This window comes from Eisenbergiella tayi (assembly GCF_001881565.1).
Lineage (GTDB): Bacteria > Bacillota > Clostridia > Lachnospirales > Lachnospiraceae > Eisenbergiella > Eisenbergiella tayi.
This window is the reverse complement of the sequence record NZ_MPDJ01000007.1, coordinates 87,469-108,811: the sequence shown is the minus strand read 5'-3', so window position 1 is coordinate 108,811 and position 21,343 is coordinate 87,469. Positions and strand designations below refer to the sequence as shown.

At 50.2% G+C, this 21,343-nt stretch carries 21 protein-coding genes, 1 other RNA gene and 1 pseudogene; 19 read left to right on the top strand and 4 right to left on the bottom strand.

Translation table 11 applies throughout. The annotated features are described in order from the left end of the window. Positions 1-39 precede the first annotated feature (39 nt). From BLA28_RS24305 to BLA28_RS24290, 4 genes are all read right to left on the bottom strand, one after another. Entirely contained in the window at positions 40-936 is an 897-nt protein-coding gene (locus BLA28_RS24305) for a DUF6017 domain-containing protein (RefSeq protein ID WP_330393297.1), read from the bottom strand. A 4-nt stretch (positions 937-940) separates the two neighbouring features. Next, complete coding sequence (locus BLA28_RS24300; protein ID WP_071699539.1) at positions 941-1,702, bottom strand: phage antirepressor KilAC domain-containing protein; 762 nt, start codon at positions 1,700-1,702, stop codon at positions 941-943. Further along, positions 1,695-1,943, bottom strand: coding sequence for a hypothetical protein (locus tag BLA28_RS34295; RefSeq protein WP_071699538.1), 249 nt, complete (start codon positions 1,941-1,943; stop codon positions 1,695-1,697). The genes BLA28_RS24300 and BLA28_RS34295 overlap by 8 nt, the downstream gene beginning before the upstream one ends. Positions 1,944-2,069: 126 nt before the next feature. Next, the gene (locus BLA28_RS24290; protein WP_005934801.1) at positions 2,070-2,378 is read right to left on the bottom strand and encodes a DUF6050 family protein; all 309 of its coding nucleotides are present in this window, start codon (positions 2,376-2,378) and stop codon (positions 2,070-2,072) included. Positions 2,379-2,571: 193 nt separating this feature from the next. Here BLA28_RS24290 and BLA28_RS34890 point away from each other — a divergent pair. From BLA28_RS34890 to BLA28_RS24195, 19 genes and pseudogenes are all read left to right on the top strand, one after another. Next, positions 2,572-2,625: pseudogene (locus tag BLA28_RS34890) on the top strand (hypothetical protein); the annotation flags it as partial. A gap of 90 nt (positions 2,626-2,715) precedes the next feature. Next, entirely contained in the window at positions 2,716-3,033 is a 318-nt protein-coding gene (locus tag BLA28_RS24285; protein ID WP_071699537.1) for a WYL domain-containing protein, read from the top strand. Positions 3,034-3,213: 180 nt separating this feature from the next. Then, the gene (locus BLA28_RS24280) at positions 3,214-4,206 is read left to right on the top strand and encodes a hypothetical protein (RefSeq protein ID WP_242955519.1); all 993 of its coding nucleotides are present in this window, start codon (positions 3,214-3,216) and stop codon (positions 4,204-4,206) included. Positions 4,207-4,422: 216 nt separating this feature from the next. Next, positions 4,423-5,433 carry a deoxyguanosinetriphosphate triphosphohydrolase gene (locus BLA28_RS24270; RefSeq protein WP_009250191.1) on the top strand — a complete coding sequence of 337 codons (1,011 nt, stop codon included), beginning with the start codon at positions 4,423-4,425 and terminating at the stop codon, positions 5,431-5,433. 21 nt (positions 5,434-5,454) lie between these two features. Next, positions 5,455-7,227 (top strand): DNA primase, encoded by a 1,773-nt coding sequence (gene dnaG / locus BLA28_RS24265; protein ID WP_071699535.1) that lies wholly within the window; start codon positions 5,455-5,457, stop codon positions 7,225-7,227. A gap of 40 nt (positions 7,228-7,267) precedes the next feature. Further along, a complete protein-coding gene (gene rpoD / locus BLA28_RS24260; RefSeq protein ID WP_009250189.1) occupies positions 7,268-8,461 on the top strand; it encodes an RNA polymerase sigma factor RpoD in 1,194 nt (397 codons plus the stop codon). An 11-nt stretch (positions 8,462-8,472) separates the two neighbouring features. Then, positions 8,473-9,282 carry a class I SAM-dependent methyltransferase gene (locus BLA28_RS24255; RefSeq protein ID WP_071699534.1) on the top strand — a complete coding sequence of 270 codons (810 nt, stop codon included), beginning with the start codon at positions 8,473-8,475 and terminating at the stop codon, positions 9,280-9,282. Next, positions 9,279-10,061, top strand: coding sequence for a Nif3-like dinuclear metal center hexameric protein (locus BLA28_RS24250; RefSeq protein ID WP_071699533.1), 783 nt, complete (start codon positions 9,279-9,281; stop codon positions 10,059-10,061). Before BLA28_RS24255 ends, BLA28_RS24250 begins: the two co-directional genes overlap by 4 nt. A gap of 23 nt (positions 10,062-10,084) precedes the next feature. Continuing rightward, entirely contained in the window at positions 10,085-11,779 is a 1,695-nt protein-coding gene (locus BLA28_RS24245; protein ID WP_071699532.1) for a nucleoside kinase, read from the top strand. A 98-nt stretch (positions 11,780-11,877) separates the two neighbouring features. Continuing rightward, positions 11,878-12,759, top strand: coding sequence for an SPL family radical SAM protein (locus tag BLA28_RS24240; protein WP_071699531.1), 882 nt, complete (start codon positions 11,878-11,880; stop codon positions 12,757-12,759). Between the two features lie 74 nt (positions 12,760-12,833). Next, positions 12,834-13,215, top strand: an RNA gene (gene rnpB, locus BLA28_RS24235) — RNase P RNA component class A. A 264-nt stretch (positions 13,216-13,479) separates the two neighbouring features. Then, positions 13,480-14,277, top strand: coding sequence for a S1 family peptidase (locus tag BLA28_RS24230; RefSeq protein WP_071699530.1), 798 nt, complete (start codon positions 13,480-13,482; stop codon positions 14,275-14,277). 252 nt (positions 14,278-14,529) lie between these two features. Then, on the top strand, positions 14,530-15,672 hold the full coding sequence (locus BLA28_RS24225; RefSeq protein ID WP_071699529.1) for a GTP-binding protein: 1,143 nt from the start codon (positions 14,530-14,532) through the stop codon (positions 15,670-15,672). Positions 15,673-15,741: 69 nt separating this feature from the next. Continuing rightward, on the top strand, positions 15,742-16,671 hold the full coding sequence (locus tag BLA28_RS24220; protein WP_071699528.1) for a TIGR03943 family putative permease subunit: 930 nt from the start codon (positions 15,742-15,744) through the stop codon (positions 16,669-16,671). A 9-nt stretch (positions 16,672-16,680) separates the two neighbouring features. Further along, on the top strand, positions 16,681-17,451 hold the full coding sequence (locus tag BLA28_RS24215; RefSeq protein WP_071699527.1) for a YlmH/Sll1252 family protein: 771 nt from the start codon (positions 16,681-16,683) through the stop codon (positions 17,449-17,451). A gap of 26 nt (positions 17,452-17,477) precedes the next feature. Further along, positions 17,478-18,398: a putative ABC transporter permease gene (locus BLA28_RS24210; protein ID WP_044971592.1), complete on the top strand. Its 921-nt coding sequence runs from the start codon at positions 17,478-17,480 to the stop codon at positions 18,396-18,398. Next, a complete protein-coding gene (locus BLA28_RS24205; protein WP_069158454.1) occupies positions 18,395-19,405 on the top strand; it encodes a metal ABC transporter substrate-binding protein in 1,011 nt (336 codons plus the stop codon). Before BLA28_RS24210 ends, BLA28_RS24205 begins: the two co-directional genes overlap by 4 nt. 13 nt (positions 19,406-19,418) lie before the next feature. After that, on the top strand, positions 19,419-20,129 hold the full coding sequence (locus BLA28_RS24200) for a metal ABC transporter ATP-binding protein (protein WP_016359815.1): 711 nt from the start codon (positions 19,419-19,421) through the stop codon (positions 20,127-20,129). Beyond that, positions 20,122-20,946: a metal ABC transporter permease gene (locus BLA28_RS24195; protein WP_016359814.1), complete on the top strand. Its 825-nt coding sequence runs from the start codon at positions 20,122-20,124 to the stop codon at positions 20,944-20,946. Before BLA28_RS24200 ends, BLA28_RS24195 begins: the two co-directional genes overlap by 8 nt. The last annotated feature ends 397 nt before the right edge of the window (positions 20,947-21,343 follow it).

Here is a 21,343-nt window from a genome sequence, read left to right as displayed (position 1 = left end):
ACTGTCCTCCTTTCCGAGCATTGCTCACGATGGTATTCATTAAAGAGTGTCTTCACAAAGGCTATAATCGTAGGTCTTCGGCTTCTTTGACCCTGCCGATCTGTCCTGCCCGTAGAAATCATGATTGACGAGCGCGGAGTAGTAATTGTCTATCGTCAGAGAGGCGTTATACAGAGCGGTCAACAGGTACGCCCGGATATTACGGATGTCTGACGGGTTCTTGTTCATTGCTTCCAGAACGTACTCTATGTGGCTGCTATTCAGCTTGAGAAAGCGGGACTTAACCACTTGCTGCGGCATATCCTCGCCATTGATACGGATGGTCGGAGCGGTAGAGCAGACGGCATCCAGCATGATGTCCATGATCTCCCGGAAGCGGTCTTTATCGAACTTCGGATCCTGACAGAGAATGTTGTAGTCAAGATTCTCTTTGATAATCTCTTCATACTCGCTTCGCTCATCCATCCTGTCCATCCCATCAAGATTGATGGATTGATAGTTCTTTGAGAGAGTATTTCTTTCTTGAGTAATTACTTGGATAGTATTTCTTTGTGCGGGATTTTCCCTATGGGGATTCTCCACGTCTGGATTCTCCACATCGGGATTTTCCCTGTGTGGATTATCCCTGTGTGGCAAACCGGCTTGCGGCATCTCATAGATGTCGAACTCCGTGCTGACCATTCTGCCCTTATCATCTCTGCCACGGTGACGGACAAGGTAGCCGTTTTCCTCAAGCTCCTTGAGTGCCGAAAGTATGGCGTCGGGACCCTCCTTGCAGAGTGCCGCAAGACCACGGGTGGAGAACTGCCAGCCGTCGTTGAAGGACAGCATCTTTGAGAGAAGACCGACTGCTTTGAGGGAGAGGTTCTTATCTCTCAGGTGGGTATTGCCCATGACCGTGAAGTCACGGGTTTTATTGACGCGATAGACTGACACATGATCACCCTGCCATTTCCGTAGATACTTCAACGCCGCAGATTCCAAAGTAGCGGATGCGGATGACGTTCTTGCCCTTCGGGGTGAAGTAGGTCTGAGAGCCGGTATAGCGGAAGGTCACGAAATCCCGGACGATGAAGAGTCCTTCGTTGCTCTTCTTGTTGTAGGGAAGAAGCTGACCGGAGGGAGAGCGGAACAGATACCCTTCGTTAAGCAGGAATTTGACGAACTTGCGCTCCGGGATTTTCAGTTCCTTCGCCGTGGTGCGAATGTTGGTGCAATCATCTGGATTGACGAAGGCGTCAAAGTAATCGGCTTTCGGTCTTGCGATGCCCAGCTCCGCTTCAAGGGCATTGGCGCGATTCGTTTCCTTGAGCAAGGTCTGCGCAAGCTCTATGATGACCGCCGGCTCCTTCTGAATGCGGTCCAGCAGGGATTCCGTCATGTAGCAGCCGGTCTTGCGGATCATGGGAACAACCTCATCGAACAGCCAGTGTTCAAATCTTTCCGCCGAGGGGAGTTTGCTATGGACAATTAGCCTGTAAACATCACCCTCCGTAATGTAGGAAAGGGACTGCGTACCGCCGCTCGTAAGGGTGTCCCGTTTTAGGACACCCTTGCAATGGTCAATAATTGCCTTGCCGGGTCTGGCATACCCCAATGCTCTTGCAACATCTGAGCCGCAGAACAGAAGTGTTTCTCCGTCGAGGATCGTCCTCACCTCACCGAACTGTTCATTCTTGAAGACTTCGATTTTGTTATCCATGACAGGTTTCCTTTCCGGCATCAGATGTGCCACTTTGATTTTTGAGTGTAGAAACGGGATTGCAGCAGTAGGGACACTCCGCAAACACGCAGGACTGATATTTCCAGTGAGGACGGTGAAAGCGGCAGCTTCGGCACTCAGGGAGAATGCCATCCGCGCCGCTGTCAAAATGCTCAAAGCCGGGTGTGGTCTGCATCAGCAATTCCAGTGCTTGCAGATCACCGGCTGTCATGCGTTTCATGCTTAAAAACTCCTTTCCTTCGCCGCATCGCCAGCAAATATTCCGGCTTTTGGGCAACAAAAAAAGAGGGTTTGCTTCTTACTCCAAATTGGAGAAGAAACAAACCCTCTTCGTTTACGATGTAGTTCAGATGATTTCTCGGATGGTATGAATGACACCGAGCAGCAGCCCGATGAAGAAGGCAAGTCCTCCGATAAGACCGCCTATGATTAAGTTCAATGCGAAGATGCCGACTGAGCCGGAGATACCGTAGCCGCTGGGAACGAGCCAGAGGCACATCCTCCGGATGCCGAATGGCAAGCCGACGCAGATCCACATAAGGAAGTAGTCACATACGCCGTCAGGCATATAGATCGGCTTGAGAAATGACGCGAGGCAGAACGCAAGCGCGATTGGAAGCAGAACCTCCTTCAAGAAGACTTTGATAGCACCCACTATATCCTCCTTCTGCCGGAAGTGTGCAGCGGCACACTCCGGCTTGCTTGATTATTGTGAAAGTCCTTTGTTTTCGGTCAAAAAAAGAAGGGACTAAGCCAGAATGCCTTGGTTTTCAAGGTCTTTCTGATTTAGTCCTATTATCGCACAATAATCCTTTACTTATTATTACCGCAAAGGGGAGGGCAGGCGGCTGGCGGAGCCATACCGAATCGTTTTTCAGTGGTCCTCCTGGTATCTGCTCGCCTACTGCCGGGAGAGGGAAGACTTCCGTCTGTTCAAGCTGAACCGGCTGTGGGAGGCGGAGTGCCTGGAGGAGACCTTTTCCCCGCGGACTGTGCCTGAGGAAAAGCTGGATGCTTTCCGGTATTTCACGGATGAAATCAGGCTTCGCGCCCGGTTCTCGGAAGGTGTGAAATTCAGGCTGATTGAAGAATACGGCCCTTCCTCCTTCACCCGCCTTGAGGACGGAACACTTCTGGTGGAGGATCTGGGTTTTACCAATTACCCGGTTCTTCTGGAATGGGCATTAAGCTTCGGAAGCAATATCGAGGTGCTGGAGCCGGAGCAGCTCAGACAGGATATCAGGAAGGAAGCGTCCCGAATTTTTGACAGATATGATAATCCGGGGGAAACACCGGATGGGAACGAGTAACCGGACAGACAGTTGTCCGGTTGCTCGTGTTATAATAGGAGAAAAGGGAACAGCTCAGGTATAACCGGACTGTTGCAAAAAAGGAGTGACAGCTATGGCAGCCGCAGAGAAGAGCCGGGATGAGAATAACCGGGAGGATTGGGAAGAACGGGTAATTGCCTCAGAATGGAAAGGCAGCATTTGACGAAACCGGCGGGCTTGGAGGAATATAACGTCCTTTACCGGGATTTGTCTCCGGGGCTGAATGTATACTGGCACGGATTCGGAGAACCGCCCTGCCTTGTTTACAGGGCAGGTTTTGACGATTTGGAATATAACAGGGAAAGGCAGCGGAACCGTGAACTGGTAAAAGGACGGTTCCAGAAAGGGAATATCGGCTTCATTCAGGAAGAAGATATGGAGCTTTTTGCAGGCCTTTACCGGAAACCCTGGAAGCCGGATGATACGCAGGAATTGATTCTCGCGCTGATAGACAGGGAAGGCCCGTTAAATATTGGCCTGATAAAAGAAATGACCGGGCTTTTGGTAAAGCAGATCACGCCGGCCCTGCATAAGCTGCAGGAGTCCTTTGTGTTATTTGAGGATCAGTTTGACGGGGAATGGGATCGGGAATGGTACCGTTTTGAGGAGATGTTCCCGGATGTGGATGTACAGCATTTTACCAGAAAAGAAGCCCTGAAAATGGTGCTTCCCCGTTTCCTTTTCCGCTATGTGGGCGCTTCTGTAAAAAATTTCAGGGATTTTTACGGGATCCCGGAGCGTGAACTGAAGGCTGCCGCGGAAGAACTGACAGCCGGCGGACAGTTTGTACAGAAGGACGGGATTTATTATCTTGCCGCGGATTTTGAACTTCTTCAGAAGCAGGAACGGACGCCCTTTCGGAAGATCCTGGTCCTTCACCGGAACGACTGCCTGGTGCGGTGCGAGGAGCATCACCTGAAGCAGGAGTACAAAAGGGAGGGAATGGATATTCTTCAGTATCTGCTCATCGACGGCAAAATCAGGGGTGCGGTGCTGGGACATTTCAAATACGGCCCCTACATTATGGAAGACGTATGCGTCCGGCTTCCGGAAAATGAGGCAGAAGCTCGAAAAAAGGAGATTTTGGAAGCCATTTATGAAATAAATGGAAGAGAGGAGCCTATAAGGCGTTATATGGGCCTTCCGATATAAAATGGCAGCAGGACAGTCCGGCGTATTTTCTGAAAAGAAGCGCCGGATTTTTGTTTTTTGTCAAGAAAAATTATTTTTTTTGAAAAAAATAAAAGGATTCCGGGTATTGACACAGAATATAAAAGATAGTGAGCTTATTTTTGTCCGGAAACGGGATCGGATTAGAGTTTCCTTTCCGGCATACTCTGATTAAGCCGATTGGCAGAAAGGGGACGGATGACAACAATTCGGGAAAATCTGGAGAAGTGGGAAGAGGTTTATTTAAGTCCCTATGCTGCTCTGAGCAGGAATTCCCTGGGAAGGCTGAAGGAGGAGGAACCCTGTGATATCAGGCCTGTTTTCCAGCGGGACCGGGACAGGATTCTGCACTGTAAGGCATTCCGCAGGCTTAAGGACAAAACCCAGGTCTTTCTCACTCCGGAAGGGGATCATTACCGGACGAGACTGACCCATACTCTGGAGGTGTCCCAGAATGCCAGAACGATTGCCAAAGCGCTTCGGCTGAATGAGGATTTGGTAGAGGCTATTGCCCTGGGCCATGATTTGGGGCATACCCCCTTCGGCCATGCGGGAGAGCGTGCGCTGAACCGTGTCTGCCCGTTTGGTTTTGAACACAGCGAACAAAGCGTGCGTACCGTGGATATCCTGGAAAAGGACGGCCAGGGCCTGAACCTTACCTTTGAGGTGCGGGACGGAATCCGAAACCATCAGACCAAAGGAAATCCAGCCACGCTGGAAGGAAAGATCGTAAGGCTTTCGGATAAAATTGCTTATATCCACCATGACTGTGATGACGCTGTCCGCGCCGGCATCCTGAGAGAAGAGGATATTCCGGCTTCGGTGCAGGAAGTGGCGGGCAGGACCACAGGCGAACGGCTGGATCATTTTATCCATGATATTGTGACGAACAGCTTCGGCAGGAATGACATTTGTATGTCTCCCCCGGTGGAGGAGGCTATGAAGACACTGCGGGCTTTTATGTTTGAACGGGTTTACACCAATAAGCAGGCCAAAAGCGAAGAAAGCAAGGCGGAACTGCTGGTGGAAACGTTATATGATTATTATCTCCATCATATTGATAAAATATCCACAGAACTTTTGGAACTAATGGAAAGAGGGGAAGCGAAGGAAAGGATTTGTTGTGACTATATAGGGGCAATGACGGATCGGTTCGCCATTGCGCAGTATGAGGAAATTTATATTCCCAAATGCTGGACAGTGAAATAAGCAGGCGAGGTGAGTGAAGGCATGTATTATCCCGATGAACTGATAGAAGAAGTCAGGATGAAAAATGATATTGTGGATGTGATTTCAGGCTATGTGCGTCTCCAGAAAAAGGGGGCCAATTATTTTGGGCTGTGTCCCTTCCATAATGAAAAGTCGCCTTCCTTTTCCGTATCTCCCGGCAAGCAGATGTACTATTGCTTCGGCTGCGGCGCGGGAGGAAATGTGTATACCTTTATCCAGGAATACGAAAACTATACGTTTCCGGAGGCCGTCAAAATGCTGGCGGACCGTGCGGGTGTGAACCTGCCGGAGATCGAGTATTCCGAAGAGGCCAGAAAAGCGGAAAGCAAGCGGAGTAAACTGCTGGAAATCAACAGGGAAGCGGCAAAATATTTTTATTTTCAGCTCCGGGCCAAACAGGGTGAAATTGGGTATAACTACTTAAGAAACCGTGAGCTGACAGATGAAACCATCAAAAAGTTTGGTCTTGGCTTTGCCAATAAGACAAGCAATGACCTGGTGCAGTATCTGCGCAGCAAAGGCTATTCCCAGGAGCTCATCCATGAGGCAGGATTGTGCAATGTGGATGAAAAGCATGGCATGTATGACAAGTTCTGGAACCGGGTGATTTTTCCCATTGAGGATATCAATCACCGGGTAATCGGGTTCGGCGGCAGAGTGATGGGGGACGGGACTCCTAAATACCTGAATTCCCCGGAAACTCCTGTTTTTGACAAGAGCAGGAACCTCTACGGACTGAATTTTGCGAGAACCTCCCGGAAGGGAAACATTATTTTGTGCGAGGGCTACATGGATGTCATTGCCATGCATCAGGCCGGCTTTGATCAGGCGGTGGCGTCTCTGGGAACTGCGTTCACCATAGGACAAGCCAGTCTGCTGAAGCGCTATGCCAAGGAAGTGCTGCTGTCCTATGACAGCGACGGCGCGGGCGTGAAGGCGGCACTGCGGGCCATCGGCATCCTCAAGGAGGCCGGGCTTACAGGGAAGGTGATCAATCTGGAGCCATACAAGGATCCGGATGAATTTATGAAAAACCTGGGAAAGGAAGCCTTCCAGGAAAGAATCGACCATGCGGAAAACAGCTTTCTGTTTGAAATCCGCATGCTGGAGAAGGAATTTAATCTGTCCGATCCGGAGGACAAGACCAAGTTCCACAGGGAAATCGCCAGAAAGCTGTGTGAATTTTCCGAGGAAGTGGAACGGGAGAATTATATTGAGGCGGTGGCGGAAAAATATCATATAGGCTTTGAGAATCTGCGCAGGCTTGTGGGAAACACCGCTGCCAAAACCGGTCTGGTCAAACCGGTGGAGCGCCCTAAATCCGGCATACAGAAAAAAACGACGCCTGAGGAAAACAGCAAGAGGACACAGCGGCTGCTGCTCACCTGGCTGGTGGAAGAGCCTCAGGTATACCCTAAGATATCCCGCTTCCTGTCTGCCGAAGACTTTACGGAGGAGCTTTACGTAAGAGTGGCGGAGAGGCTGTTTGCGGGCCTGGAAAAAGGAGAACTGAATGCCGCATCGATTATCAGCCTGTTTCCCGATGAGGAGGAACAGCGGGAGGTGGCCTCCCTTTTTAATACAAAGCTGTTGGAACCGGAAACATTACAGGAAAAGGAAAAAGCTTTCCACGATATCCTGGTTTCCGTAAAAAGAATCAGTTATGAATACAATACCAGCCGTCTGGGAACAGATGTAGAGGCGTTAAACCGCGTCATTGAAGGAAAAAAGGCGCTGGAAGAACTTAGCAAAACGCATATTTCCCTGAATTAAGGATAACAATATTAACATGCGCAGGAAGGATGGACAAAGAATGGGCAAAAAGACACAGGAAAAAGCAGATGAGGCAAAGAAGACAAATACCCCGAATGAAACCGAAATGACTCCGGAAGAGAAAGCCGCGGCGGAAGCCAAGTTTCTGGAAAGGGTAAGAGGCCTTATCGGCGTTGCCAGAAAGAAGAAGAATATTCTGGAGTACCAGGAGATCAGCGATTATTTTGCCGATCTGCAGCTGAATGAGGATCAGTTTGATAAACTGCTGGAGCTGCTGGAGCAGAGTAATGTGGATGTACTGCGTATTACGGAGGATGACGATGATATTCCCGACGAGGAAATCATTCTGTCTGAAGAGGATGAGGTGGATATGGAAAATATCGACCTTACCGTTCCTGACGGAATCAGCATTGAAGATCCGGTGCGTATGTATCTGAAGGAAATTGGAAAGGTGCCCCTGCTTTCTGCGGAAGAGGAAATTGATCTGGCGCAGAGAATGGAAGTGGGAGATGAGGAAGCCAAGAAGCGTCTGGCAGAAGCCAACCTGCGTCTGGTGGTCAGCATTGCCAAAAGATATGTGGGTAGAGGGATGCTGTTCCTGGATCTGATACAGGAAGGAAACCTGGGCCTGATTAAGGCGGTGGAAAAATTTGACTATACCAAAGGCTATAAATTCTCCACCTATGCCACATGGTGGATCCGTCAGGCGATCACCAGAGCCATTGCCGATCAGGCGAGAACCATCCGTATCCCGGTGCATATGGTGGAAACGATCAACAAGCTTATCCGGGTGAGCAGACAGCTGCTTCAGGAGCTGGGGCGTGAACCTACTCCGGAAGAAATTGCGGAAGAAATGAGCATGCCTGTGGAAAGAGTCCGGGAAATCCTGAAAATATCCCAGGAGCCGGTTTCTCTGGAAACGCCTATCGGTGAAGAAGAAGACAGCCACCTGGGCGATTTTATCCAGGATGACAATGTGCCGGTACCTGCGGATGCGGCGGCCTTCTCCCTGTTAAAGGAACAGCTGAACGAGGTTCTGGGTACGCTGACGGAAAGAGAACAGAAGGTGCTTCGCCTGCGTTTTGGCCTGGATGACGGAAGAGCCAGAACCCTGGAAGAGGTGGGCAAGGAATTCAACGTTACCCGTGAACGTATCCGTCAGATCGAAGCCAAGGCTCTCCGCAAGCTCCGTCATCCCAGCCGCAGCCGTAAGCTGAAGGATTATCTGGATTAAGGAAAAAGAATATGGAATTGTCAAAAAGACTTCATATGGTCGCATCTATGGTAGAAAAAGGCAGTATACCGGCGGATGTGGGATGTGACCATGGGTATGTGGCGATATATTTGATCCAAAACGGGATCTCACCCCATGTGTTTGCCATGGATGTGAACGAAGGCCCCCTGGAGCGGGCCAGAGAGCACGTGGAAGAATATGGGCTTGCCGCATACATAGATGTAAGGCTTTCCGACGGACTTTCCGGCCTTCCCTGCCGCGGGGGAAGGCCGGAAGCGGATACGCTGCTGGCAGCGGGAATGGGCGGCAGGCTGACGGTGAAAATACTGGAGGAAGGTGCAGAGAAGCTGGCAGGGATGCGCTGGGTCATTCTTCAGCCTCAGTCAGAGCCCTGGCTGGTGAGAAAATCTTTAAGAAATTTAGGATATTTCATTACAGATGAGAATATGATTTGGGAAGAAGGAAAATATTATGCTGTAATGAAGGCTGTGAATCTCAGGAATCTGCCGGAAGGCTTCCCTGTCGGCAGGCTTGAGGAGGAGGCCCGCAGTTTTTTCAGGAACCGGCCGGTATTTTCGGAAACAGAATGGGAACAGGCCGGTGACAGATACGGCTCCTGGCTGCTCATCCGCCGGAATCCGGTCCTTTTTTCATATCTGGAGGATTGTCTGGACAAAACAGCCGGCATTCTGAAGGGGATTGACGGACAAAAGGATGATGCAGGATATTCGGATAAGACCGGAAAGCGGCTTGCACAGCTGAAGGAGGAACGGCGGCTGCTGGAACAGCTGCTTTTGCTGTATAAGGAGAAAAGCCTATGAAATGCAGTGAGATAATGGCGAAACTGGAAGAACTGTCCCCTCTTTCCTTTGCGGAAAGCTGGGATAATGTGGGGCTTCTTGTGGGAAGCCGGGAACGGGAAGTGGAATCCGTAATGATTGCGCTGGATGCCACGGACGCGGTTATTGATCAGGCTGTGCTGGCGGGAGCGGATATGCTGCTCACACATCACCCCCTGATTTTTTCGCCCCAAAACAGGATAACGGCGGAGGATTTTACCGGGAAACGGATTATCAAGCTGATAGTCAACGATATCTGCTGCTATGCCAGCCATACCAATTTTGATGTGATGGGAATGGGGGATGAAGCGGCGGAACGTCTGGCTTTGGAGGAACGCAGTGTCCTGGAGATCACCTTTGAAGATGAGCTTTCCCAGGAGGGAATCGGCAGAGTGGGCATTCTGCCGGAATGCATGACGCTGCGGGAATGTGCCTCCTATGTAAAAGAGACCTTTGACTTGGATACGGTGAAGGTGTTCGGGGAAGAAGACAGGAAGGTCCGAAAGGCCGCCGTGGTGCCCGGAGCGGGTAAGGATTATATCCGCCAGGCGGTAAGGGCGGGCGCTGATGTATATATTACCGGCGATATCGGGCATCATGACGGAACAGACGCGTTGGAACAGGGACTGACCATTATTGATGCGGGACATTTCGGTGTGGAGCAGATTTTTGTTCCCTACATGAAGGAATTTTTAAGCAGGGAGCTTCCCTCGATCCATCTTTTATCCGCAAGACAGCAGGAACCTTTTTGGTATGAATAGTCATGAACAGAGGAGTTTGAAATATGGTTAAAGTAACGGTGAATGGCACATGCAGAGAATATGAAGACGGAATCACCTATGAAACACTGGCACAGGAACATCAGCAGGAATATGAACACAGAATCATCCTTGCCGTTGCGGGAGGGAAGATCAAGGAGCTTCATAAAAAGGTGGATAAGGATGTAACCGTCACTTTCCAGACACTTTCAGACAGGGTCGGGCATGATACTTATGTCCGCAGCGCCGTGATGCTGCTCATAAAAGCCATCAGTGACGTGGCGGGATCTCCTGAAGAGGGTGAGGTATCCGTGGAATTCACGATTGGCCGCGGGCTCTATTGTGTTCCTAAAGGAAGACTGGCGGAACGGGTGGTGATAGCAGACGGAGAAGAAGAGCGGCAGATGGAGGCCGAATTCGTTGACAGGGTAAAAGAACGGATGGCAGAAATGGTTGCGGCCGGTCTTCCCATTACCAAGAAGGCTTATCCCACGGACGAGGCGATCGCGCTTTTCGAAGCACAGGGAATGGATGATAAGGTCAGGCTGTTCCGCTATCGGAGAGGCTCTTATATTAACGTTTACTGCCTGGACGGGTATTATGACTATAATTACGGCTATATGGTGCCGGATACCAGCTATCTGCAGTATTTCGATCTGCTTCCCTATAAGGAGGGAATGATTCTCATGCTTCCGGATCGCTGGGATCCGGAGACGATGGGCAGCTTTGAACCCAGGGAAAAGCTGTTCCATACCATGGAGCGTTCCAATTACTGGGGAGAACAGATGGGGATTGAGACAGTGGCAGATTTGAACGACAAGATCTGCGAAGGAGATCTTGCGGAAATGATTCTGGTGCAGGAAGCGTTCCAGGAACGCAGGATTGCCGAAATTGCCGGAGATATTGCAAAGCGTGACAATGTGAAATTTGTTATGATAGCAGGCCCTTCCTCTTCCGGAAAGACCACTTTTTCCCACAGGCTGTCCATTCAGCTGAAAACACACGGACTGGTGCCTCATCCCATTGCGGTGGATGACTATTTTGTGGATCGGAAAAATACGCCCCGGGACAAAGACGGCAATTATAATTATGAATGTCTGGAAGCCATAGATGTGGAACAGTTCAACAGTGATATGGTTGATCTGCTCGCGGGAAAAAGGGTGGAAATGCCCCGATTTAATTTTAAAACAGGGCTGAGAGAGTATAAAGGGGATTATCTGCAGCTGGGGCCGGAGGATATTCTGGTTATTGAAGGAATTCACGGGCTTAACGATCAGCTGTCCCATTCCCTTCCGCTGAAGAGCAAATATAAAATTTACATCAGCGCCCTTACCAGCCTGAATGTAGATGACCATAACCGGATAGCGACGACTGACGGCAGGCTGATCCGCAGGATGGTGAGAGATGCCAGGACCAGAGGGGCGTCTGCGACCCATACACTGCGTATGTGGGCCTCCGTGCGCAGGGGAGAAGAGGAAAATATCTTTCCTTTCCAGGAAAGTGCGGACGCCATGTTCAATTCTGCCCTTTTATACGAACTTGCCGTGCTCAAGCAGTTTGCGGAGCCTCTGCTTTACAGCGTGGGAAAGGACGAACCGGAGTATTTTGAAGCGAAAAGGCTTCTTAAATTCCTGGAGTATTTCCTTGGGGTGAGCAGTGAAAATCTGCCGAACAATTCGATTGTCCGTGAGTTTGTCGGAGGCAGCTGCTTCCGCGTATAGACAAGCTGTGGTGTGTGGGCCTTGTGTCCCGCCCCGGCAGAGGGTGCCGTCTCCTGCCTGTTTCCGCGGCAGGCAAGGGTGTATAGGGGAAGAAGGGTATGTTTGAGGTTGAGGTGAAGGCGATTCTTTCCGGGGGGAACGGGATGAATCTTTATAGAGGGTGTACTCACGGGTGTATTTATTGTGATGCGAGGAGCAGCTGTTATCAGGTGCATCCGGACAGGCCTTTTGAGGATATCGAGGTTAAGCGGAATGCGGCGGAGCTGTTGGAGCAGGCTTTGCGGGGGAAGCGGAAGCGGTGTATGATCGGTACGGGTGGGATGAGTGATCCTTATCTGCATCTGGAGAAGAGGCTGGGGCTTACGCGCAGGTGTCTGGAGCTGATTGATGAATATGGTTTTGGGGTGGCTATACAGACGAAGTCGGATTTGATATTGCGGGATTTGGATTTGCTGAAGCGTATTAACCGGAAGACAAAGTGTGTGGTGCAGATTACGCTGACGACTTATGATGAGGATTTGTGCAGGGTGATTGAGCCAAATGTGTGTACTTCCGGGAGGCGGGCGGAGGTGCTTGAGATTCTGCGGGATGAGGGGATTCCTACGGTTTGCTGGATGACGCCGGTGCTTCCTTTTATCAATGATACGGAGGAGAATATCAGAGGGCTGCTGGAGTACTGCTGCCGGGCTAAGACTTATGGGATTCTCACTTTTGGTATGGGGGTTACTCTGCGGGACGGGGACAGGCAGTATTTTTACCGGAAGCTGGATGAGCATTTTCCGGGGCTTCGGGAGAGGTATGTGAAGACCTACGGGGATGCCTATGAGGTTCCTTCCCCGAATCAGGCGGAGCTTATGAAGCTTCTGCGCAGGGTGTGTAAGGAGCAGGGGATTGTCTGTGATGCGGATGAAATTTTCAGGTATCTGAGCCGGTTTGAGGATAAGCTGGCGGGAACGCAGATGAGCCTGTTTGATTTTTAGGGTTGTCAAGCGGGAGGAAAAAAGATATAGTATAACATGGAACCAGGTTCCATGGAACAAAGTTCCGCGGAAAATAAGTAAGATGAATAATCGCGGCTGCTTATGCCTTCGGGCTGCGGCAGGTGAGGAAAGTCCGGGCTTCGCAGGGCAGGATGCCGGATAACGTCCGGTGGAGGTGACTCCAAGGCCAGTGCAATAGAAATATACCGCCCCGCCATCGGCGGAAAGGGCTTCTCTTCGGGGAATGCCTGGTAAGGGTGGAAAGGCAGTGTAAGAGACTACCGCCCGTCTGGTAACAGACGGGGCACATGTAAACCCCATCCGAAGCAAGACCAAACAGAGAGCGACAGGCTTGCCCGGCCTGCTTTCAGGTAGGTCGCTTGAGGCTGCCGGCGACGGCAGTCCTAGATAGATGATTATTCTCGACATAACCCGGCTTACAGTTTTGCTTATTTCCGTGGACAATGATCCAAAGGGATGTATTTGGATAGAACCAGAGGTTTATTATCCATTTGGCGATTGCCGCGAGGGTTGAAGATCCGGTCAGCTTGCTGCAGGATATTTGACGTTCAATTGAGTCCGGATCTCATATGAGTGGGTATCCGGCTTCCTTCAGGAAGAACAGGCCAGTGTCCTGTTCTTTTTCGTTCTTATGAAAAGCATATGGGCTATGGTGAGGGTTAATAAAGCCGCGGTTTGGACGGGCGAATGGGAGTATAGATGAAAAGTATAGGTAAATGGGGGATATGTATATTGCTGGGAGCAGCAGCTTTGCTGCTGGGAAGCTGTAAAAACAGCAGGATGGAGCCAATGGAAGAGAAAGAAAGCCTGAATGAAGTGGTGCAGGGGGAGGAACGGGAGTGGGTCGTTTTTGCGGAAAGCCTGGAGGGGGAGAATGAGGAAAAGGCGCGTGAGATGGCGGTACAGAGTATTGTAAGGCTGGAAACGGAACATAATGGAAATGTTTATTTTGGCAGTGGTATCATCTGGGACGGAGATGAGGAACGTATTGTGATAGCAACCAGCGGGCATCTGCTTGAGGAAGGGCGGCTTCTCGGTGTTATTTTCCCGGGGGGAAGGGAAACGTCCGGTGAACTGGCGGGGATCTGCGGAGAGAAGGATATGGCGTTCGTGACAGTTCCGGTAAGCTGGTTGGAAGAGGCCGGTCAGAAAGCAACGGTGGTCAGCCTTCATCAGCGGATTTTTGATACGCTGGACGGCAGCAGCAGTCTTCTGGCGCTTGGCTGTTCGGAAAATGGCGTGGGGGATCAGCTCCGAAGAGGGACATTGAAGGAAAAAGCCTGGTACCGTGAGGAGTTCGGAGCGGATGTCATGGTTCTGGAGTGCGAATCGCAGCCGGGGATGTCGGGAGGAGGCATATTTGACTGTTACGGAAATCTGGCGGGGATGCTGGAAGGCGGCAGCGGGAACAGTACGGCCGCTTTTTCCATGGAAACAATAAATGAGGGGTATGAGGAAGTATTCGGAGTAAAAAGGGATACGGAAGATTATAAATGACGGCTTTTGCAGGAGCGGGAATCCGTACTTAATAAAAATTTTATCATTAAAACGGGAATCGCCGGGCGTGCTGTGGTTGACAAGTGAAGGAAAACGGGGCAAAATATAGAGGATGTCTTTTTCACTTCGGACAGGGAAAGGGCAGAGGATTGCTTTTATAATAACAGGCCGTAAAGGAGCCGGATTTGGCCGTGAGCAGGAAATTGGTTTTTTGGGCAGGCCGGTCTGCCGGAACGGAGAAAGAGGTGTAATATGACAAAAATAGATATTTTCTCAGGATTTCTGGGAGCAGGAAAGACAACATTAATTAAGAAGCTTCTGAAAGAAGCGCTGGCAGGAAGCCAGGTGGTATTGATTGAAAACGAGTTCGGGGAAATCGGTATCGACGGCGGATTCCTGAAGGAATCGGGCATAGAAATTAAGGAAATGAATTCCGGCTGTATCTGCTGTTCCCTGGTAGGTGATTTCGGTACCTCACTGAAGGAGGTTATGGATAAATACCATCCGGAGCGAATTCTTATTGAGCCTTCAGGCGTAGGCAAGCTTTCCGATGTTATCAGGGCGGTACAGAATGTGGATATGGGGGAAGAGGTCACATTAAACAGCGCAGTTGCGGTAGTTGACGCCTCCAAGTGCAGGCTTTACATCAAGAACTTCGGTGAATTCTTCATTAACCAGATTGAGCATGCAGGAACGATTATCCTGAGCCGGACCGATGTAGCCTCCCAGGCTAAAATTGAGCAGGCGGTCGCCCTGATCCGGGAACATAACAGCAAGGCGACTATTATTACCACTCCGCTGGAGCAGCTGAACGGCATGGATATTCTGGAAACCATTGAAGGTGCAGTGGATCTGGAGAAGGAGCTTATGGAGGAGGTGCTGGAGGAGCATGAACATCATCATGATCATGAACACCATCATGACCACGAGCATCACCATGATGAAGAATGCGGCTGTCATGACCATGAGCATCACCATGACGAGGACTGCTGCGGCCATGATCACGAGCACCATCATGACGAGAACTGCGGCTGCGGCCATGACCACCACGATCATGACGGGCATCATCACGGAGAGGAATGCAGCTGCGGCTGCGGTCATGATCATCATGCGGATGAGGTGTTTACCAGCTGGGGAATGCAGACACCCGCTTCTTACACCCAGGATGAGATATCCGGGATCCTGGAAGAACTGGAAGATGAAAAGAAATACGGTTTTGTGCTCCGGGCTAAAGGAATGGTGCCTGCGGGGGATGAAACCTGGGTATACTTTGATTATGTACCCGGCGAAAGCAATGTGAGGGAAGGAAAACCGGATGTGACCGGTAAGTTCTGTGTTATCGGTTCCGAACTGAAGGAAGACGCCCTGGCGGAGCTGTTCGCTAAAAAGAATTAAATACGCCCTTGGCGGTTCTATTTTTACGAAAGGCAGGATGCGTGCTGTGCGCATGGATGGGAATAAAGAATGAAACCTGTATATATTATCAATGGCTTTTTGGAAAGCGGAAAAACGGAATTTATAACCTATACGCTGGATCAGCCATATTTTCAGATAAAGGGGAAAACCCTGATCATTCTCTGCGAAGAAGGAGAGAATGAGTATGATCCGGCGCTGCTGAAACGCAGCAATGCCTGTTTGGAGCTGATGGAACAGGAAGAGGATTTTACGCCGGAGAAGCTCTTGGAGCTTGAAAAAAAGGTGAAGCCGGAGAGGATTATCATTGAATATAACGGCATGTGGAATTTTAAGAACATGAAGCTTCCCTGGCATTGGCGCGTGGAGCAGCAGATTACCACAATTGACGCCTCCACCTTTACCATGTATTTTACCAATATGAAATCTTTGCTTGCGGAGATGCTGCGCGCTTCAGAAATGATCATTTTCAACCGCTGCGACGGCATTGAGGATCTGAACAGCTATAAGCGTAATGTAAAGGCGATCAACCAGCAGGCGGATATTATCTTTGAGGACAGCAACGGGGAAATCGACGAGATATTTGAAGAGGATCTTCCCTTCGATTTGAACAGCGATCCCATTGTGCTGGACGACATGGGCTATGGTATCTGGTATATCGATTCCCTGGATCATCTGGATCGGTATGTGGGGAAAAATGTGCAGTTTACAGCTATGGTGATGAAGCCGGACGGTTTTCCCAAAGACAGGTTTGTGCCGGGCCGTATGGCTATGACCTGCTGCGCGGAGGATATGGCATTTCTCGGTTTCGTCTGCGTTTCCGGAGAAGCGGAAAAATTCCGGGAGCAGGACTGGGTGAAGGTGACCGCCAGGGTGGAAAAGGAATTCTGGGCGGATTACGGCGGAGAAGGGCCGGTTCTGCATGCCACCAGTGTACTGAAGGCCAAGGCTCCCAAAGATAAAGTCATCAGTTTCGTTTAGGAGATAGGAATGTCGGCGGAAACAGATAAGGACTTGCTGCAGCTGAAGAAGCGTTTTCTGGAACTGGCGGAAAAGTCATACGCACAGAATATATATACCTTTACGGGCTTCCTGTCCATGGCAGAGCAGGAAGCTCTGTTTGAGGCGATGCAGAAAAATAAAAGCTATACCTTCAGCCTTTCCGGCGGAGGGGAAGGCTGTGAAAGACAGATGGCAAGATTCGGCTCTCCGGAAGAACTGGGATATGAGGAGCCTTTTCCTGTTGAGGTTCTGAAAATCAGTCCTTTGCTGGAGAAATTCGCGGATAATTTCACCCACAGGGATTTCCTGGGGGCGGTGATGAATCTGGGGATCGACAGAAGTACGGTGGGAGATATTTTCCTGGAGGGGAAAAGCGCCTGGCTTTACTGTACACAGCGGATAGCTCCTTATATCTGTGAGAATCTGAATAAGGTGAGGCATACCAATGTACGCTGTGAAATCGTGGAGCAGGGGATGGAGCTCCCGGTGAGGGAACCGGAGAAAATTTCGCTCATTGTTTCCAGCGAACGGGCCGACGCCGTACTGGCAAAGCTCTGGCAGCTGTCAAGGAACCAGAGCCTTGAATTATTCCGGACGAAAAAAGTGTATGTCAACGGAAGGCTGTGTGAAAACAACAGCTGCCAGCTGAAAAGCGGCGACAGGGTAAGCGCCAGAGGCTATGGAAGATTTCTTTATTATGGCGCCCTTGGGGAAACAAGGAAGGGCAGGCTGAATGTTTCCGCAGGCGTATACCGGTAAAAGGAAAACAGGGGAGGAATTTTTGGATGTATCATTATACGTTATCGCAGTGGATCTTCTTTTTCTATTTTTACTGCTTCTTCGGATGGTGTTTTGAATCAACCTACGTATCCATTTGTCAGAAAAAACTGGTAAACAGGGGATTTATCCGCGGGCCGTTCCTTCCATTGTACGGTTCCGGCGCAATTATGATGCTTCTGGTTTCCAGCCCCATGAAAGGAAACCTGGCAGGGATATTTATAGCGGGCTGTTTAGGTGCCACCGTGCTGGAATATGTGACCGGTGTGATTATGGAAGCGCTGTTTAAGGTACGTTATTGGGATTACTCTCATAAGAAATTTAATTTCAGGGGCCAGATTTGTCTGGAGTCCTCCCTGTGCTGGGGGCTTCTTACGATTCTGATGACCCAGTTCATCCATAAACCGGTGGAAAGTCTTGCCATGATGATTCCGCCAAGAGTTCTGGTGCTGGCTGTGGCGGTCATATCCGTACTTTTTATCGCGGATTTTGTTACGTCCTTCCAGGCTGCCATGGATCTGCGGGATATCCTTATTAAGGCAGAGCAGGCCAGACAGGAGCTGGAACGTCTGCAGAAGCGTCTGGATGTAATTATTGCGGTGGCTAATAACGATCGGGAAATAAAAAGAGAAAAACGGGAAGAGCGTATGGAAGAACTTGCGTCTGCAATCGAAGACACCTTCCTTCAGCTCAGGGATGCGATTCCCGGTTCCGAGCTGCTTCGGGAAAAGATGGAAGAAATTGTCGAGCTGCGTGATAAGTTTATAGGCAGCAGGCGTGTCGGAGAGGAAAACCAGCAGTCCTTTATCCACAGCTTTTTCAAGAGAAATTTGTTAAAGGGTAATCCGACCATGACTTCCCATAAATTCTATGACACTTTGGAAGAATTGAAGAAGTCGGCTTCTGAATACAGAAAAGGTAAAAAATGAAAAAGAAACGGACAGGAATCATTTTTTCTGCGTCTCTGCTTCTCCTGCTGATACTGACACTGTACGGCTGCGGCCGGAACGGACAGCAGGAGGCGGCGCAGGAAACAGCTCCTGACGGCAGGCCGAAGGTACAGGTAATAACGACTATCTTTCCTCCCTTTGATTTTGTCCGCCGTATAGGCGGCGAATATGTGGAAGTGAATATGCTGCTGAAGCCCGGAATGGAAGCCCATTCCTATGAGCCTTCGCCCAGGGATATCATCCGGATTACGGAAAGTGACCTGTTCCTCTATGCAGGGGGCGAATCCGATGTGTGGGTGGAGGAGCTTCTTGCCGGAAATGATGGGGATGTATATTCGCACAGCCTTCTTTCCTGGGTGGAGCCTCTTGAGGAGGAAAGCCTGGAGGGAATGCAGGTAAGAGGGCATGATCACGAGGAACATGAAGAAGAGGAGGGCGTCCATCTGGAGCATGGGGAATATGACGAGCATGTCTGGACCTCGCCTGCCAATGCCATTCTTCTTGTGGAAAAAATCAGAGACACGCTGATCTCCCTGGATCCGGAGAGAAAAGCTGTTTTTGAGAAAAATGCGGAGGCTTATCTGGCAGAACTGAGACAGCTTGATCAGGATTACCGTCAGATGGCGGAAAACGCAAAACGCCATACACTGGTATTCGGAGACCGTTTTCCCTTCCTTTATCTTGTGAAGAATTACGGCCTTTCTTATTATGCCGCTTTTCCGGGCTGCAGTTCGGAAACGGAGCCAAGCGCGGCTACGATAGCTTTTCTGACAGATGAAGTGGAGCACGAACAGATCCCAGTGGTATTCCGGCTGGAGATGTCCAATGGAAAGGTAGCCGAAGCGATTGCGGAGGTGACGGGAACCAGAACAGCGATGCTTCACTCCTGCCATACCCTGACCAGAGAAGAGATGGAGCGGGGAGAGACTTACCTGTCTTTGATGAGACAAAACCTGGAGCAGCTGGACAAGGCTCTCAACGAATGAAGGGATAGAGATTATGTCGTATATCATCTGCAAGGATGTTGCTTTTGCATATGAGAATCAGATCGTGGTGTCCGGACTGAGCTTTCAGGTGGATGCCGGGGATTATCTGTGCATTATCGGAGAGAACGGTACGGGAAAAACCACTTTAATGAAAGGGCTTCTGGGCTTGAAGAAGCCTTACAGAGGGACGATTGTTACCGGAGACGGGCTGAAGAGCGCGGAGATTGGTTATGTTCCCCAGCAGGATGCGGTACAGAGGGATTTTCCGGCCTCGGTGTATGAGGTGGTTTTGTCCGGATGCCTGAACAGCAGAGGAATGAAGCCCGGTTTCGGTGCGGAGGAGAAAAAAAGGGCGCTTGGGAATATGGAGCTGCTGAATATCAGCGGACTGAAAAACAAGAGCTTCCAGGATCTTTCAGGAGGACAGAGACAGAGAGTGCTCCTGGCCCGTTCCCTTTGTGCTACGAAACGGCTGCTTCTGCTGGACGAGCCTGTAACAGGGCTGGATCCGGTGGCGGCTGAGGAATTCTATGGTGTGCTGGATGCTTTGAACGGAAAGCATGGGATTACGGTCATCATGATTTCACACGATATCAGGGAAGCTGTGGAACATGCGGACCATATCCTGCATTTATCCCATGGGGGATATTATTTCGGAACCACACAGGATTATGAGAAGAGCAGTTTGGGAAAAAAATTTCTGGGAGGTCTGACAGATGCTTGAATACATTGGGAGAATGTTTTCTTATCCTTTTATGCAGCGGGCATTTCTGGTAGGAATTCTGGTGTCGCTGTGTGCATCCCTCCTGGGGGTGAGCCTGGTTCTGAAGCGCTATTCCATGATAGGGGACGGACTTTCCCATGTGGGCTTCGGGGCTTTGGCGGTGGCTTCGGCGCTGCATATGGCTCCGCTGGCGGTCGCCGTTCCGGTGGTGGTACTTGCGGCTTTTATCCTGCTGCGTCTGAGTGACAGCGGGAAGCTGAAGGGGGACGCGGCTATTGCCATGATTTCCACGGGTGCGCTGGCGGTCGGTGTGATGGTGGTTTCCGTCACGACGGGCATGAATTCGGATCTGAACAGCTATATGTTCGGTTCCATATTGGCCATGAGCAAAAGCGATGTGGTGCTGAGTGCGGTGCTGTCGGTTATTGTGCTTGTGCTGTATTTGTTTTTTTATGATAAGATCTTTGCAGTGACCTTTGATACTGTTTTTGCCAGGGCCACGGGAATCCGTACCGGACTCTACAATATGCTTCTGGCTGTGCTGACGGCGGTTACGGTTGTGCTGGGCATGCGGATGATGGGAGCGCTCCTGATTTCCAGCCTGATTATCTTCCCGGCGCTGACGGCTATGCGGGTCTGCAAACATTACCGAAGTGTGATCCTTTGTGCGGTAGCGGTTTCGGTCATCAGCTTCGTGCTGGGAATGACGGTTTCCTTTCTGCTGGCAACCCCGGCGGGAGCGAGTATCGTGATTGTGGATATTGCTATGTACCTTATATTCTGGGCGGCGGGGGCCATTCGGGGAAGGCTGGCATAGGGCGGCGCCCGGCCGGTAAAAATGAATTTTCCATACGATTATAAAAGTGTCGGTAGTCCGATGCCGGGCAGGGAACATATTCTTCGGACAGAAAGACATGTGAAATTAGTATCTTTTGTCGGATTGTTTTTATTACTCTGTGTAGATGGTGATAAAACGGTTGATTTGGGGAGCGGAAGCTAACGCAAATTAAAAGATTTCCAGTTTGACGAAGATAATAAGCGTCTGGTAATTCGTGGAGAAGTTAAAAGCTGGAACTCTATGCCCGCTGATGCGGCTTTTCAAAATGCAGGATGAATAGTGTTTAGACTATATTCCCAGCATCGGGAAAGTGGCCTGTTCCAGACAATACAACCATGTTCTTAAAGGCAGCTACTGATAAAACAGTATTAATCAA

Excerpts from the sequence above, each read along its gene's own strand:
- BLA28_RS24220 (WP_071699528.1), top strand. The coding sequence starts at position 15,742 with ATGAAACCTGTATATATTATCAATGGCTTTTTGGAAAGCGGAAAAACG.
- BLA28_RS34295 (WP_071699538.1), bottom strand. The coding sequence starts at position 1,943 with ATGAAACGCATGACAGCCGGTGATCTGCAAGCACTGGAATTGCTGATG.
- BLA28_RS24255 (WP_071699534.1), top strand. The coding sequence starts at position 8,473 with ATGGAATTGTCAAAAAGACTTCATATGGTCGCATCTATGGTAGAAAAA.
- BLA28_RS24250 (WP_071699533.1), top strand. The coding sequence starts at position 9,279 with ATGAAATGCAGTGAGATAATGGCGAAACTGGAAGAACTGTCCCCTCTT.
- BLA28_RS24210 (WP_044971592.1), top strand. The coding sequence starts at position 17,478 with ATGTATCATTATACGTTATCGCAGTGGATCTTCTTTTTCTATTTTTAC.
- BLA28_RS24200 (WP_016359815.1), top strand. The coding sequence starts at position 19,419 with ATGTCGTATATCATCTGCAAGGATGTTGCTTTTGCATATGAGAATCAG.
- rpoD (WP_009250189.1), top strand. The coding sequence starts at position 7,268 with ATGGGCAAAAAGACACAGGAAAAAGCAGATGAGGCAAAGAAGACAAAT.
- BLA28_RS24300 (WP_071699539.1), bottom strand. The coding sequence starts at position 1,702 with ATGGATAACAAAATCGAAGTCTTCAAGAATGAACAGTTCGGTGAGGTG.
- BLA28_RS24230 (WP_071699530.1), top strand. The coding sequence starts at position 13,480 with ATGAAAAGTATAGGTAAATGGGGGATATGTATATTGCTGGGAGCAGCA.
- BLA28_RS24240 (WP_071699531.1), top strand. The coding sequence starts at position 11,878 with ATGTTTGAGGTTGAGGTGAAGGCGATTCTTTCCGGGGGGAACGGGATG.
- BLA28_RS24245 (WP_071699532.1), top strand. The coding sequence starts at position 10,085 with ATGGTTAAAGTAACGGTGAATGGCACATGCAGAGAATATGAAGACGGA.
- BLA28_RS24195 (WP_016359814.1), top strand. The coding sequence starts at position 20,122 with ATGCTTGAATACATTGGGAGAATGTTTTCTTATCCTTTTATGCAGCGG.
- BLA28_RS24225 (WP_071699529.1), top strand. The coding sequence starts at position 14,530 with ATGACAAAAATAGATATTTTCTCAGGATTTCTGGGAGCAGGAAAGACA.
- BLA28_RS24215 (WP_071699527.1), top strand. The coding sequence starts at position 16,681 with ATGTCGGCGGAAACAGATAAGGACTTGCTGCAGCTGAAGAAGCGTTTT.
- dnaG (WP_071699535.1), top strand. The coding sequence starts at position 5,455 with ATGTATTATCCCGATGAACTGATAGAAGAAGTCAGGATGAAAAATGAT.
- BLA28_RS24270 (WP_009250191.1), top strand. The coding sequence starts at position 4,423 with ATGACAACAATTCGGGAAAATCTGGAGAAGTGGGAAGAGGTTTATTTA.
- BLA28_RS24205 (WP_069158454.1), top strand. The coding sequence starts at position 18,395 with ATGAAAAAGAAACGGACAGGAATCATTTTTTCTGCGTCTCTGCTTCTC.